The sequence below is a fragment of the Corynebacterium gottingense genome (assembly GCF_003693265.1).
In the GTDB taxonomy this organism is placed as follows: Bacteria; Actinomycetota; Actinomycetes; order Mycobacteriales; family Mycobacteriaceae; genus Corynebacterium; species Corynebacterium gottingense.
In genome coordinates this window covers 35,521-48,625 of sequence record NZ_RDRE01000005.1, presented here as the reverse complement: position 1 = coordinate 48,625, position 13,105 = coordinate 35,521, and the positions used below count along the sequence as shown (strand labels likewise).

Below are 13,105 nucleotides of genomic sequence, written 5' to 3'. Positions count from 1 at the left end.
ACTATGACCGTGCACGACGACACCGTCGAGAACGCGCAAGCGACCCCTGACCTTGACCAGCCGTATGCGGAACTGGGCCTGCGCGATGAGGAATACGACAAGATCAAGTCCATCCTGGGCCGCCGCCCCACGGACGCGGAGCTGACCGTGTACTCCGTGATGTGGTCCGAGCACTGCTCGTACAAGTCCTCCAAGGTGCACCTGCGCTACTTCGGCGAGACGATGACCGAGGAGATGGCCTCCAAGATCCTCGCCGGCATTGGCGAAAACGCCGGTGTGGTGGACATCGGCGACGGCGACGCGGTGACCTTCCGCGTGGAGAGCCACAACCACCCGTCGTTCGTGGAGCCCTACCAGGGCGCCGCAACCGGCGTGGGCGGCATCGTCCGCGACATCATGGCCATGGGCGCGCGCCCGATCGCTGTCATGGACCAGCTGCGCTTCGGCCCGGCGGATGCCGAGGACACCAAGCGCGTCCTGCCCGGCGTGGTCCACGGCATCGGCGGCTACGGCAACTCGCTCGGCCTGCCCAACATCGGCGGTGAGACCGTCTTCGACGCCGCGTATGCCGGCAACCCGCTGGTCAACGCCCTGTGCGTGGGCACCCTGAAAGTCGAGGACTTGAAGCTCGCCTTCGCGTCCGGCACTGGCAACAAAGTGGTGCTCTTCGGCTCGCGCACTGGCCTCGACGGCATCGGCGGCGTCTCCGTGCTGGGCTCCGCCACCTTCGAGGAGGGCGAGGAGCGCAAGCTGCCGGCCGTGCAGGTCGGCGACCCGTTCGCGGAGAAGGTGCTCATCGAGTGCTGCCTGGAGCTCTACCACGCCGGCGTGGTCGTGGGCATCCAGGACCTCGGTGGCGGTGGTCTGGCCTGCGCCACCTCCGAGCTGGCCGCGGCTGGCGACGGCGGCATGCGCGTCAACCTGGACAACGTCCCGCTGCGCGCCGAGAACATGTCGGCCGCCGAGATCCTCGCCTCCGAATCCCAGGAGCGCATGTGCGCCGTGGTCACCCCGGAGAACGTGGACCGCTTCATGGAGATCTGCGCGAAGTGGGAGGTGGGCGCCGCCGTCATCGGCGAGGTCACCGACGAGAAGGACCGCTACGTGGTCACCCACGGTGGCGAGGTCGTGCTGGACGCGCCGCCGTCGTCGATCGACGAAGGCCCGGTGTACGAGCGGCCCTACGCCCGCCCGGACTGGATTGACGAGGTCGCTGAACGCGGCGAAGTGAACAAGCAGGAGGCGCCGTCCGCCGCATGGCTGAAGATGGTGGCCTCGCCTGCGCTGTGCTCGCGCGACTACATCGTGCAGCAGTACGACCGCTACGTACGCGGCAACACCGTGCAGGCCCACGGCGCAGACTCCGGCGTGCTGCGCATTAACGAGGAGACCAACCGCGGCGTCGCCATCGCTACCGACGCCTCCGGCCGCTACACCTACCTCGACCCGAACCAGGGCGCTCGCCTGGCGCTCGCCGAGGCCTACCGCAACGTCGCGGTTACCGGCGCGACCCCGGTCGCGGTGACCAACTGCCTCAACTTCGGCTCGCCCGAGAACCCGGACGTGATGTGGCAGTTCCGCGAAGCAGTGCACGGGCTTGCCGACGGCGCCGCCGAGCTGAACATCCCGGTCTCCGGCGGCAACGTGTCCTTCTACAACCAGACCGGCGAGACCCCGATCCTGCCGACCCCGGTCGTCGGCGTGCTCGGCGTCATCGACGACGTGGCCAAGGCCAATCCGCACGCCGTGCCTTCGACGGAGGAGGAGTTCTCCCTGGTCCTGCTCGGCGAGACCTCCGACGAGTTCGGCGGCTCCGTGTGGCAGGACATCTCTGGCGCGGGCCTGGGCGGCGTGCCGCCGAAGGTGGACCTGGCAAACGAGGAGCGGCTGGCGAAGTTCTTCGCCGATGCCGCGGGCAACGGTGGCGTGACCGCCGCCCACGACCTGTCCGAGGGTGGCCTGTCGCAGGCCGTGTTCGAGATGCTGCAGGCCTCCGGAAAGGGCGCTGACCTGGACCTCGCGGCCGTGCATGAGGACGCGTTCACCGCGCTGTTCTCGGAGTCCGCGTCCCGCGTCCTGGTCGCCGTGACCGCCGACCGCGCGGACGCGCTGGTGGAGCGCGCCGGTGCCGCAGGCGTGCCGGCCGCGGTGATCGGCAGCACGCGTGCGGACGGCGAACTGCACTTCGGCTCCGAGCAGCTGGAGATTGCCCAGCTTCGCGACGCCTGGGCCGACACCCTTCCGTCGCACTTCGCCGCAGCGCACGCGCCGAACGCGGCGGTGTAGCGCCTAGGCGGGCGTCACGTGGTTGCGCTACTGCTGACGCTCGCCGCTATCTTCGGCATGTCCGTCGTCGCCGGTGCCACAGGTGCCGGCGCGGCGGGCTTTGTCGTTTCTGCGACGTTGCTGGGGTTCGTTACGGCTTCGGGAGCGCGGCGTAAATGGAGCTAGCTCCATTTGGACCTGCCCGGCCGGTAAAACCCCAGGTCGTGCGGGACCGTGAACCCTAAATGGAGCTAGCTCCATTTAGACCTGCCCCGCCGGTAAAACTCCAGGTCGCGCAGAATCGTGAACCCTAAATGGAGCTAGCTCCATTTGGACCTGCCCCGCCGGTAAAACCCCAGGTCGCACGGACCCGTAAACCCTAAACGGAGCTAGCTCCATTTAGACGACGGAGTTACGCAGCGAAAAACCCAGCGGCGCACCCCCAACAACCCCAGCTACCCAGCCAACAACCCAGCCCTAGTCCACCCGCTGCGTGGGACCCGGCCGCTCGACCAGCGGTTCTGGCTCGTACTGGCCGCGCAGGTCCTTGAGTGTCTGGGTGTGCTCCCAGAGTCGCTTGTCCTCGTCAGTCACCGGCACGAATTGGCGCGCGGGCAGCGGGTGGCCGTCGACGTCGATGCCGATGTAGGTAAACGAGGCGTGGATGGCGTTGCTCAGCTGCTCGCGCCCGCCGCGCGGGTCGCCGGAGCGGACGAAGGTGGAGACGTGGATGGAGCGGGAGTCGGTGCGCGTGATGCGCGCCTCCACCTCGATGAGGTCGCCGATGTGGATGGGCTTGTAGAACCGGATGCCGCCGGCGTAGACGGCGACGGTGCGCTCGCCGGACCATTCCATGGAGCAGGCGAGGCCGGCCTCGTCGATCCATTCCATCGCGGTGCCGCCGTGGACGTTGCCGCCCCAGTTCACGTCGGTGGGCTTGGCCATGAACCGGTGGGTCAGGCGCGGCGCGGTGCCGTCGTCGGTGTAGGTCTGCTCTTCCATGGACGCCTCGATGGCCTTGCGCAGGTCCACGCGCGACTTCGCGGCCTTCTCGACGCGGCGCTGCTCGTCGGTAATCGGCACGAACGTCGGCACGGGCATGGACTTGCCGGTCTCCGGGTCCTTGGCCACGAAGATGACCAGGCAGTCGCAGGCACGGGTGAACTTGCCTTCGCGGGGGTCGGCGGAGAGCACCTCGTTGACAATGTGCATTGAGCTGCGCCCGGTCATGGCGATCGTGGAGCGCACCTCCACGATGTGGCCGGACGGGATTGGCCGGGTGAAGTGGATGTGCCCCACGTAGGCGGTCACGCAGTAGGTGGCGGACCATTGCGCGGCGCAGGCGTAAGCGGCCTTATCAATCCATTCGAGGACGCGGCCGCCCGAGACGCCCTGGGCGCCGGCGATGAGGACGTCGGTAGGCGATGCCATGAACCGCAGTGTGATGGACGCCGACCGGTTCACGGGGACTGCTGTGTTCGTCATGGCTAGGCATCTTAGTATGGAGCGCATGGCATCCAGCAGAAGCTCGAAGCAGGACCCGGCGGCAACGCGCGAGGCGGTGGCGGCGGTTGCCGCGTGGCTCGATGGTCAAGGGGAGACACCCGGCAGGGCATTGCTTGCCGACGCCACCCGCCGCACCGCCCGCACCCTCGCCGAAGAACTCCCGGGCAAGTCGGTGGAGCTGCGCGTGCCCCCGTTCGTGGCGGTGCAGTGCGTTGAGGGCCCGCGGCACACCCGCGGCACCCCGCCGAACGTGGTGGAGATGGCTCCGGAGACCTGGCTGCGCATCGCCACCGGTCGCAGCACGTTTGAGGATGAGGTGGCCGCGGGCAGGATCGACGCCTCCGGCTCCCGTGCGGGCGAGATCGCGCGGGGGTTGCCCGTAATTGCCCTTTCGTAGGCGCGGTCCGTTAAAGTAAGGGCCGTGCATACCGTGAGCATGGAAAATGACGGGGACTCCCGGGCGCAGCTCGACGACACACCGCGCGATGAGTGCGGCGTGTTCGGCGTGTGGGCGCCTGGTGAAGACGTCTCCAAACTGTCCTATTTCGGCTTGTTCGCCCTCCAGCACCGCGGCCAGGAGGGCGCGGGCATTGCGGTGGGCGATCACTCCAACATCGTCGTGTTTAAGGACACGGGCCTGGTCAGCCAGGTCTTCGACGAGTCCGTCCTCGACGCGCTCCAGGGCGATGTGGCCATCGGGCACACGCGCTACTCCACCGCGGGCGGCAATTCCTGGGATAACGTGCAGCCGATGTTCCGTACCTCGCCAAACGGCACGGACGTCGCGCTCGCGCACAACGGCAACCTGACCAATTACCAGGAGCTGCAGGCCGAGGCGATCGAGCGCAAGCTCATCCCGGCCGACGGCGTGCAGGGCCAGGGCTCGTCCTCCGATACCGCGGTCGTTTCCGCGCTGCTCGCCGACCGGATCCGCGGGGAGCACACGCTTATCGACGCCGCCCTCGACCTCCTCCCACGCCTCCAGGGCGCGTTCTGCTTCATGGTCACCGACGGCGACACCCTCTACGCCGCCCGCGACCCGCACGGCGTCCGCCCCCTGTCCCTGGGCCGGTTGGAGCGCGGCTGGGTCGTCGCCTCCGAGACGTGCGCCCTGGACATCGTCGGCGCCTCCTTCGTGCGCGACATCGAGCCGGGGGAGCTCGTGGCCATCGACGCCACCGGCATCCGCTCCGAGCGCTTCGCCGAGGCGCCGCGCCAGGCCCGCTGCGTCTTCGAGTACGTCTACGTGGCGCGCCCGGATTCGGTGCTGGACGGCCAGACGGTAAATGCCAGCCGCGTTGAGATTGGGCGTCGATTAGCGCGAGTCGACCCGGTGGAGGCCGACCTGGTCATGCCGGTGCCTGAGTCGGGCACCCCCGCGGCGATCGGCTACGCCGAGGAGTCCGGGATCCCCTTCAAGCAGGGGTTGATGAAGAACGCGTACGTGGGTCGCACGTTTATCCAGCCGTCCGATACGCTGCGGCAGCTCGGGCTGCGGCTGAAGCTGAACCCGGTGCGCGCCGTCATCGAGGGCAAGCGGCTCGTGGTGGTGGACGACTCGATCGTGCGCGGCAACACCCAGCGCAAGCTGATCCGCATGCTGCACGAGGCGGGCGCCGCCGAGGTACACGTGCGCATCGCGTCGCCGCCGGTGAAGTGGCCGTGCTTCTACGGCATCGACTTCGCCAGCCCCGGCGAGCTCATTGCCAACCACGGCCGCGGCGGCACCGATGCGGAGGTCGCCGAGTCCATCCGCACCATGATCGGCGCCGACTCTTTGGCCTTCGTGCCTATCGACGACATGATCGCCGCCACAAACCACCCCGCAGAAAACCTCTGCGCGGCCTGCTTCGACGGCAACTACCCGCTCGGGCTTCCCGACGGCAACCCGAACGCCGACCTTGTCCGGCGCATCCAGAAAGGTGACACCCGACATGACTAACCAGAACTCCGACCCTTCCGTCTCCTACGCCGCCGCGGGCGTTGACATCGAGGCCGGCGACCGCGCCGTCGAGCTGCTGAAGGGCCACGCGAAGCGCGCGTCCCGCCCGGAGGTCAAGGGCGGCATCGGCGGGTTCGCCGGCCTGTTCGCCCTGGGCAAGTACCGCGAGCCGTTGCTCGCGGCCGGCTCCGACGGCGTGGGCACTAAGCTGGCCGTCGCCCAGGCGATTGACAAGCACGACACCATCGGCATCGACCTGGTCGCCATGTGCGTCGACGACTTGGTCGTCTGCGGCGCCGAGCCGCTGTTCCTGCAGGACTACATCGCTACCGGCAAGGTCGTGCCGGAAAAGATCGCCGACATCGTCGGCGGTATTGCCGAAGGCTGCGTCCAGGCCGGCTGCGCGCTCCTCGGCGGCGAGACCGCCGAGCACCCCGGCGTGATGGAGGCCGACGACTATGACGTCTCCGCCACCGCCGTCGGCGTCGTGGAGGCGGATGAGCTGCTCGGGCCGGACCGCGTGCGCGAGGGCGACACGATTATCGCCATGGCCTCGTCCGGCCTGCACTCCAACGGCTACTCCCTGGCGCGCCACGTCCTGCTGGAGAAGGCCGGTCTGCCGCTTGACGGCCACATTGAGGAGTTCGACCGCACCCTCGGCGAGGAGCTGCTGGAGCCGACGCGCATCTACGCCCGCGACTGCCTCGAGCTGGCCTCCGAGTGCGAGGTCCGCACCTTCTGCCACGTCACCGGTGGTGGCCTGGCGGGCAACATGGTCCGCATCATCCCGGAGGGCCTGGTTGCGGAGATGCGCCGCGCCACCTGGACGCCGGGGCAGATCTTCCGCACCATCAAGTCGGTCGGCCAGGTGCCGGACGAGGAGATGGAGAAGACCTTCAACATGGGTGTCGGCATGGTCGCCGTCGTCGCGCCGGAGGACCGGGACCGCGCGCTGGCGATCCTGGCCGCCCGCCACGTGGACTCTTGGGTCCTCGGCGAGGTCCGCGCTGCGGACAACGGCGAGACCCAGCGTGCAGTGCTGGTGGGCGAGCACCCGCAGTACTAGGCACCCGCAGTACTAGGCGCGGCGCACCCCGCACATAAACAAAGCACCCGGTGTTACCGGGTGCTTGTGCTCAAACGGTGTGAATGGTGGCGTTGTGGGGCCGGGCGGACTTACTTCCGGTCCTCGTCATCATCGTCCCAGTCCGCGTACTCGGCGTACTGGTCATCCACCTCGTCGTCGTCCTCGTCCCAACGCCGCTGCGGTGCCTTGCCTGCAAGCTCACGCTGCAGAGAATCGAGGTCCATTTCAGGCGTGTTGTACTTAAGTTGGCGAGCAACCTTGGTCTGCTTTGCTTTGGCGCGTCCGCGGCCCATGGCGTGACCCCCTTGAGGTGGTTCTAGGGCGGCCTAAGAAGGCGGCCTCATACTTTCGATAGTTATTGTCCTGGGGGACATAATAGCCTGTACGCCACGAAAATGCTCACCCGGCCCCTGAGCTGGGATTAACGCCCGCGGCGCAGTTTGTCCACCGCGAGACGGCCAAGCTTCTCGCCTTCGTCGGTAGGCAGCGAGTCCGGATCCACGCTCGCAGCGACCCCCTCGATGTCCAGCGGGGCGGTGAGGGCGGAGCGCTTGACCAGTCCGAGCGCGACCGGGCCGTAGTCGGCGTCCTGGACGACGGTGCCCAGCCGGCCTACCTTGCGCCCGTTGGAGGTGATGGTCTCGCCCGGCTGCGGGTCGTGCGGGGCAGAACCGTCGAGCTGCAGCATGACCAGCAGGCGAGGGGACCGGCCGAGGTTTTCCACGCGCGCGACGGTTTCCTGCCCGCGGTAGCAGCCCTTGTTCAGGTGGACGGCCCCGATGTGCTCGCCGCGGTTGATCAGGCGCGGCGCCTCGTGCGGGATGGATTTCTCGTCAAGGTCCACGCCAAGTTCGGGTTCGACGTTGCGCACCCGCGCGGCCGTAAACGCCATCATGCCGGCGTAGGCCACCCCCTGCTCGTGGAGGTGCTTGGCCACGCCCAGCGCCTCCCCACGCGGTACCGCCACGTCCAGACGAGCGGGGGAGAAGTCGCTGACGCGGCGGGTGAAGACGGCCTCGTCGATGGCGGGGAACTCGGCGTCGTCTGCAAGCAGGGTGAGGATGGCCAAGTCGGCCTCCTCCACAGTCACGTCGGACCAGAACACCATCTTGCGCAGGTAGTCCACGAAGGAGTCGAACTGCGCGGGCGGGACGTCGAGGTAGAACGTGCCGTCCACCAGCGCGAGGTCGGCATGGTGCAGGATGTGGCCCTGGATGTCCAGGTCGAGGGCGGCGGCGGTGAGGGACGGCGTGGCGTCGATAAGCTTCTGCGAAAGCAGGTTGTTCAGGAACTCGGCGGCGTCGGGGCCGGAGACGGCGATGACGCGGCGGTGCGAGCGATCGATGACGCGTAAGCCCTGCTGCTCCGCGAGCGGATTGCCGTAGTGCCAGGCCACTCCCTCGGCGAGCGGGTTGGACTCGATGGGGGTGGCGCCTGGCAGCTGTAAAAGATCGGACGAATACGACATAGACCCCGATCATACGGGCATAATGGGACAGTATGGCATCGATGCTCCCACCCGCTCCGGTCATTTACCTCGTCGAGCCCTTCGGCGGCTCCGTGCGCAGACAAAACGCGAACACGCCCCACATCTTCTGGGACGATGCGGCTGTGACGCGCGGCGACGGGATCTTTGAAACGATCCTCATCCGCAAGGGCGAGCCCGCGAACCTGGAGCAGCACGTGGAGCGGTTCCGGCGCTCCGCCGCCACCCTCGACCTGCCCGACCCCGGCAGGGAGCACTGGATTAAGGCGACCCGGGAGGCGGTGGCCGACTACGTGCGTGAACGTGGGCTTGCTGCGGAGGACGTGGACGCGAAGTGCGTCTGGACCATGTCGCGCGGGCGCGAGACTACCGGCGTGCCCACAGCCTGGCTGACCATCCGGCCGATCCCGGACTCGGTCTTGGAGGAGCGCAAGAACGGGGTGAGCGTGGTGACCACCCCGCGCGGCTACACCATCAACCGCGGCGAAGGCGGGGAGGCGGAGGTCCCCTGGATGCGGGTGGGCGCGAAGACGCTGAACTACGCGGCGTCCATGGCGGCGCTGCGGTGGGCCCGCGGAGAGGGGTACGACGACGTCATCTATATCGATCCGGAGACGGACCGTGTCCTGGAGGGCGCGACCTCGACGGTGGTGATTGTGAAGAAGGGCGGGCGGCTGCGCACCCCGAAGCCGGGACCGGGGATCCTGCCCGGCACCACCCAAGCGGCGCTGTTCGCGCACGCGGAGAAGAAGGGGTGGAAGTGTAAGCAGAAGGACATGTACCTCAGCGAGCTGCTGAAGGCGGAATCCGTCTGGCTGGTCAGCTCCACGCGCATGTACGCGCGGGTGCGCAAGCTGAACGGGAAGAAGCTGCCGGCACCGGACAACGCGGCGGAGGTGCAAAAGCTGATCGTCGCCGCGCTGGATAGGGCTTAGCCGGCGATGCGCTTGAGCTCGGCGGACATGTAGGGAACCATCTCGCCGCCGACGGCGCGCTCGTCGACCCAGCCCAGGTTGTTGTTGGGCATGAGCCCGTAGAGGCGCTTGCCCGCGCCGTGCTGCTTCGGGCCGGACTCGGTGGCCAGGGTGGTGGCGCTCTGCAGCTGCCAGGCGCGCTCGTTGACCGGCTCGCCGTACATCACCTCGACGAGGCCGCGGGAGTTAGTGAGGGTCACCTCGATCTCGTCCTTCAGGGAGATGCGCCAGAATCCCACCTCGCGCTGGTCGGCGCCGGTGGCGTTGCCGTCCTCGTCGATGCGCCAGATGCGCGACTCGAAGCGCAGGTAGTTCTCGCCGTCATGAGAGATCACCAGGCGCTGGCCAAAGGCGTACTCCTCGCCGTTGTCGTTGGCCTGGCCGGTGCCGGTCCACACGCCGACCAGCGGCAACAGCGCCAGCAGCCCGTCGTGCAGGCTCGGACCCTGGCGCAGGTTCGCCGTGTCCTCCTCTAGCGGGAAGTCCTCAAAGCCCAGCGCCGGGATGTTGCGGTGCGCCGTGTTCTTCGACTGCTCCGCGGCCAGGTTGACGGCCTCGTTGCCGTTGAGCGAGCCGGTGTTCTCGGGGGTGGGGTTCTCTGTATCAGCCATGCCAGCCAGGGTAGTCGTTGGCGTGCCGCGACCGCACTCTGCCTCGCCTGCCTCGCCTGCTTAGCCTGCCGAGGCATCCTCCGCGTCCGACGCCAGCGGCGAATCCTCCGCCTGCCGGGCGCCCTCGTCCGTCGACGGGTCCCGCAGGAGCGGGGTAAGGTCCGTCTCCTCCACGACGGTATTAATGCGGTCCCGCGAAAACTCGATCGATCCGCCGGTGAGCTGCACGCAGTCGGCGGGGCCACCAAGCGGCAGGTCCCGGGTATCGCGCTCCAGGCTGAACGCCTGCACGGCGCGGTCGGTGAGCTCCGGGGGGACGTCCACGAGCTCGCTCGGGCGCATGACAAACTTCGTGCCGTCGATTCGCAGCGTCACCACCACCGTCACGGGGTCCTCCGTGCCCGGGATCGTGCCGGTCAGCCGCGCCTCGCTCGCGCCGCCGCCGGACGGGGAGATGTCGTAGGGGCTCGCGATGTCCAGGTTCGTCATGCCCAGCAGCTGCCCGAAGGCCACGCCGTCGAGCCGGACGATGCGGCGCACGAGGCTCGCCTTCGCGCCGGGCAGGTCGTCCACGAGGTGCGCGGTGCGGGGGTGGGGCAGGGTGACGTCGACAAGCTTGATGCCCACGTTGCCCACGCCGACGCCGGCAACGGGCACATCCAGGGCGTCGACTGTGATGCGGGGTACGGTGCGGCCGAAAGGCAGGCCGCCGACATACGCAGCGGGGGCGGTGGACAGCTCGCCCAGCTCAGCGGCGCGCGCGGAGAGTGCCTGCTCGGCGCGCATCCCCGCCGCCGTGTCCGCGAGGTAGCCCAGCAGCGCGATCGCCGCGACCCCGACAGCCGCACTTCGCTTCAATTGCATACTTGTACCGTAGCCTGGGTCCATGCACGATTACAGCACCATCCTCCACGCAGCCACCGACGCCGACGGGGTCGCCCCATTCTCCGAGGCGTTCGAGCAGGCGCTTAGCGACGCCACCCTGAACCACTCCCTCCTCACCACCCCTTCCACCGACGTCCCCGGTGGGCTCGCGGGCCTGGCCTCCATCGCCCCGGACGGCTCCGCGGAGCTGGTGGTGCACCCGGAGGTCCGCCGCCGCGGAATCGGTGCCGAGCTGGCGCGCCGGGTGCTCGAGCAGCGCCCCGACGCCGGCTTGTGGGCGCACGGCAATCTGCCGGGCGCGCGCGCCCTCGCGGAGTTCCTGGGGCTGAAGTCCACGCGCGAGCTCCTGGTCATGGCGTGCGAGGGGGACCACCTGCGGGACGCAGCGCAGCTCACGCTCCCGGACGGCTACCAGGCACGCACCCTTGCCAGCGCGAAAGCGGCGGGCGAGCAGGACGCGGTCGAGCGCGAGTGGCTGCGCGTCAACAACGAGGCATTTTCCTGGCACCCCGAGCAGGGCGGGTGGGACCTGGAGCGTCTCCACCGCGCGATGCGGGCGGAGTGGTTTGACCCGGAGGGGGTCTGGTTCCTCTCCTGCGGGGACGAGCTCGCGGGCTTCAGCTGGACCAAGGTGCACCCGGACGGTACGGGCGAGCTGTACGTCGTCGGCCTGGCCAATGATTACCGTGGCCGCGGGCTCGGCGCCCCGCTGATGCAGCTTGCACTCTCCCACTTGGTGGGGGAGGGGAGGGAGCGCGTCATCCTGTATGTGGAGGCGGATAACGCGCCGGCTGTGGCGCGGTACGAGGGCCTCGGCTTTGCTGTGGCGGAGCGGCACGTGGTGTACGGCGGGGCGTCGGAAAGCGCGTAACTGCTGTTGCTAGTGGGGCTAAGGGGGTGTGAGTCAACCCCTGAGTGTGTGACATTCATCGCATCTGCAGTGTTTTATCAGGCTTTTTCGGGCGTGTTGTAGAAGTTCACCGACTGTTTACCAAACTGGACACTCGGGGTTAACCGCTGACTTCTAGGTTGAGTAACCGTGAGTAATCGGAAAGAGTTTCGTCCACCTCGCTGTGGGCAAAACCGGCCGAGAGTGGCACCGATGCTCGAGTGGTAACTAACTAAGCACCGGAAAGGTATCCCGTGAACCGCAACTTTAAGCGCACCGCCGCCATCATCGGCGCCGTCGCAGTCTCCTCCGCAGCCCTCGTCGCTTGTGGCGATTCCTCTGACTCTGACTCCACCGACACCTCCTCCGAGGCTTCCTCCGCCGCTGAGGGTTCCGAATCCGAGGGTGCCGGCGCAGAGCTCTCCGGCCAGACGGGCCAGCTGGTCGGCGAGGGTGCTACCTCTCAGCAGAACGCAATGGACTACTTCGCAGCTCGCTACGCCGAGGAAGTTCCGGGCGCGACCCTGGCATACAACGCCACCGGTTCCGGCTCCGGCCAGAAGAACTTCATCGCTAACCAGGCTGCGTTCGCTGGCTCCGACTCCCCGCTGAAGGACGACCAGGTTGAGGCTGCCGCTGAGCGTTGCGGTGGTAACGAGGCATGGCACCTGCCGTTCGTCATCGGCCCGGTTGCCATCGCGTACAACCTGGACGGCGTTGACGAGCTGAACCTCACCGTCGACAACATCGTCGACATCTTCCAGGGCAACATCACCAACTGGAACGACCCGGCTCTGGCCGAGTCCAACCCGGACGCCGAGCTTCCGGACCAGGAGATCAAGCCGTTCTACCGCTCTGACGAGTCCGGCACCTCCGACAACTTCCAGAAGTTCCTGGCTGCTGCTTCGGACGGCAAGTGGACCGGCTCCGGCAAGTCCTTCCCGGGCGAGGTCGGCACCGGTGCGAACGGCTCCTCCGGCGTTGCTACCGAGGTCAACAACACCCCGGGCGCAATCACCTACGTCGAGGCTGGCTTCGCTGACAAGAAGGCCAACATCGACTTCGGCTCCGGCCCGGTCGAGCTGACCGACGAGTCCATTGAGAAGACCCTGGACACCCTGGAGTTCAAGACCGAGGGTCACAACATGGTCGTCGACGCTGACAAGCTGTTCAAGACCGACGCAGAGGGCGCATACCCGCTGGTGCTGACCACCTACGAGATCGTCTGCTCCGCTGGTTACGACGAGTCCACCTCCAAGATGGTGAAGGACTTCCTGAACGTTGCTCTGGACTCCCAGGATGACGAGCTCGCAGCTGAGGGCTTCATCCCGGTCGCCGGCGCACACGCTGAGCGCCTGCGCGAGGCAGTCAACGCCATCCAGTAAGCCACTTGGCGGTGTGGTGCCCCCCAACGCGGCGAATGCCGTTGCGGGGGGCACGCCCATGTGAGGGCACGGTTA

At 67.8% G+C, this 13,105-nt stretch carries 12 protein-coding genes; 7 read left to right on the top strand and 5 right to left on the bottom strand.

Features of this window, described 5'->3' with window-relative positions; genetic code table 11:
• Positions 1–3: 3 nt before the first annotated feature.
• Positions 4–2,286, top strand: coding sequence for a phosphoribosylformylglycinamidine synthase subunit PurL (purL, locus tag EAW56_RS04540; RefSeq protein ID WP_122085326.1), 2,283 nt, complete (start codon positions 4–6; stop codon positions 2,284–2,286).
• Positions 2,287–2,742: 456 nt separating this feature from the next.
• Here the strand turns inward: purL and EAW56_RS04535 are convergent, their stop codons facing one another.
• Positions 2,743–3,750: an acyl-CoA thioesterase gene (locus EAW56_RS04535; RefSeq protein ID WP_122085324.1), complete on the bottom strand. Its 1,008-nt coding sequence runs from the start codon at positions 3,748–3,750 to the stop codon at positions 2,743–2,745.
• A gap of 25 nt (positions 3,751–3,775) precedes the next feature.
• Between EAW56_RS04535 and EAW56_RS04530 the strand changes: the two genes are divergently transcribed.
• Genes EAW56_RS04530 through purM form a run of 3 tightly spaced genes read left to right on the top strand, consistent with a single transcriptional unit; the run spans position 3,776 to position 6,779 of the window.
• Positions 3,776–4,168, top strand: a complete 393-nt coding sequence (locus tag EAW56_RS04530; RefSeq protein WP_095536258.1) for a sterol carrier family protein — start codon at positions 3,776–3,778, stop codon at positions 4,166–4,168.
• 39 nt (positions 4,169–4,207) lie between these two features.
• Complete coding sequence (purF, locus tag EAW56_RS04525; protein WP_122085322.1) at positions 4,208–5,713, top strand: amidophosphoribosyltransferase; 1,506 nt, start codon at positions 4,208–4,210, stop codon at positions 5,711–5,713.
• Positions 5,706–6,779: a phosphoribosylformylglycinamidine cyclo-ligase gene (purM, locus tag EAW56_RS04520; protein ID WP_122085320.1), complete on the top strand. Its 1,074-nt coding sequence runs from the start codon at positions 5,706–5,708 to the stop codon at positions 6,777–6,779. The genes purF and purM overlap by 8 nt, the downstream gene beginning before the upstream one ends.
• 110 nt (positions 6,780–6,889) lie before the next feature.
• On the opposite strand, the gene EAW56_RS04515 is transcribed toward purM, so the two are convergent.
• Both EAW56_RS04515 and ygfZ read right to left on the bottom strand, forming a co-directional pair.
• The gene (locus EAW56_RS04515; RefSeq protein ID WP_095278693.1) at positions 6,890–7,093 is read right to left on the bottom strand and encodes a DUF3073 domain-containing protein; all 204 of its coding nucleotides are present in this window, start codon (positions 7,091–7,093) and stop codon (positions 6,890–6,892) included.
• Positions 7,094–7,221: 128 nt separating this feature from the next.
• On the bottom strand, positions 7,222–8,268 hold the full coding sequence (gene ygfZ / locus EAW56_RS04510; RefSeq protein WP_122085318.1) for a CAF17-like 4Fe-4S cluster assembly/insertion protein YgfZ: 1,047 nt from the start codon (positions 8,266–8,268) through the stop codon (positions 7,222–7,224).
• Positions 8,269–8,309: 41 nt separating this feature from the next.
• Here ygfZ and EAW56_RS04505 point away from each other — a divergent pair, with 41 nt between their 5' ends.
• A complete protein-coding gene (locus EAW56_RS04505) occupies positions 8,310–9,221 on the top strand; it encodes an aminodeoxychorismate lyase (RefSeq protein ID WP_369801180.1) in 912 nt (303 codons plus the stop codon).
• Here the strand turns inward: EAW56_RS04505 and EAW56_RS04500 are convergent.
• Both EAW56_RS04500 and EAW56_RS04495 read right to left on the bottom strand, forming a co-directional pair.
• The gene (locus tag EAW56_RS04500) at positions 9,218–9,871 is read right to left on the bottom strand and encodes a heme-binding beta-barrel domain-containing protein (protein WP_095546742.1); all 654 of its coding nucleotides are present in this window, start codon (positions 9,869–9,871) and stop codon (positions 9,218–9,220) included. The genes EAW56_RS04505 and EAW56_RS04500 overlap by 4 nt on opposite strands.
• 60 nt (positions 9,872–9,931) lie before the next feature.
• Positions 9,932–10,735: an LmeA family phospholipid-binding protein gene (locus EAW56_RS04495; RefSeq protein ID WP_167457391.1), complete on the bottom strand. Its 804-nt coding sequence runs from the start codon at positions 10,733–10,735 to the stop codon at positions 9,932–9,934.
• Positions 10,736–10,757: 22 nt separating this feature from the next.
• Here EAW56_RS04495 and mshD point away from each other — a divergent pair, with 22 nt between their 5' ends.
• Complete coding sequence (gene mshD / locus EAW56_RS04490; RefSeq protein ID WP_122085315.1) at positions 10,758–11,627, top strand: mycothiol synthase; 870 nt, start codon at positions 10,758–10,760, stop codon at positions 11,625–11,627.
• 272 nt (positions 11,628–11,899) lie between these two features.
• Positions 11,900–13,030: a phosphate ABC transporter substrate-binding protein PstS gene (gene pstS, locus EAW56_RS04485; protein ID WP_122085313.1), complete on the top strand. Its 1,131-nt coding sequence runs from the start codon at positions 11,900–11,902 to the stop codon at positions 13,028–13,030.
• The last annotated feature ends 75 nt before the right edge of the window (positions 13,031–13,105 follow it).

Bases quoted from the DNA above. Each gene is read 5' to 3' on its own strand.
- EAW56_RS04495 (WP_167457391.1), bottom strand. From the start codon at position 10,735: ATGCAATTGAAGCGAAGTGCGGCTGTCGGGGTCGCGGCGATCGCGCTG.
- EAW56_RS04505 (WP_369801180.1), top strand. From the start codon at position 8,310: ATGCTCCCACCCGCTCCGGTCATTTACCTCGTCGAGCCCTTCGGCGGC.
- EAW56_RS04530 (WP_095536258.1), top strand. From the start codon at position 3,776: ATGGCATCCAGCAGAAGCTCGAAGCAGGACCCGGCGGCAACGCGCGAG.
- purF (WP_122085322.1), top strand. From the start codon at position 4,208: ATGGAAAATGACGGGGACTCCCGGGCGCAGCTCGACGACACACCGCGC.
- ygfZ (WP_122085318.1), bottom strand. From the start codon at position 8,268: ATGTCGTATTCGTCCGATCTTTTACAGCTGCCAGGCGCCACCCCCATC.
- EAW56_RS04500 (WP_095546742.1), bottom strand. From the start codon at position 9,871: ATGGCTGATACAGAGAACCCCACCCCCGAGAACACCGGCTCGCTCAAC.
- purL (WP_122085326.1), top strand. From the start codon at position 4: ATGACCGTGCACGACGACACCGTCGAGAACGCGCAAGCGACCCCTGAC.
- mshD (WP_122085315.1), top strand. From the start codon at position 10,758: ATGCACGATTACAGCACCATCCTCCACGCAGCCACCGACGCCGACGGG.
- EAW56_RS04535 (WP_122085324.1), bottom strand. From the start codon at position 3,750: ATGACGAACACAGCAGTCCCCGTGAACCGGTCGGCGTCCATCACACTG.
- EAW56_RS04515 (WP_095278693.1), bottom strand. From the start codon at position 7,093: ATGGGCCGCGGACGCGCCAAAGCAAAGCAGACCAAGGTTGCTCGCCAA.
- purM (WP_122085320.1), top strand. From the start codon at position 5,706: ATGACTAACCAGAACTCCGACCCTTCCGTCTCCTACGCCGCCGCGGGC.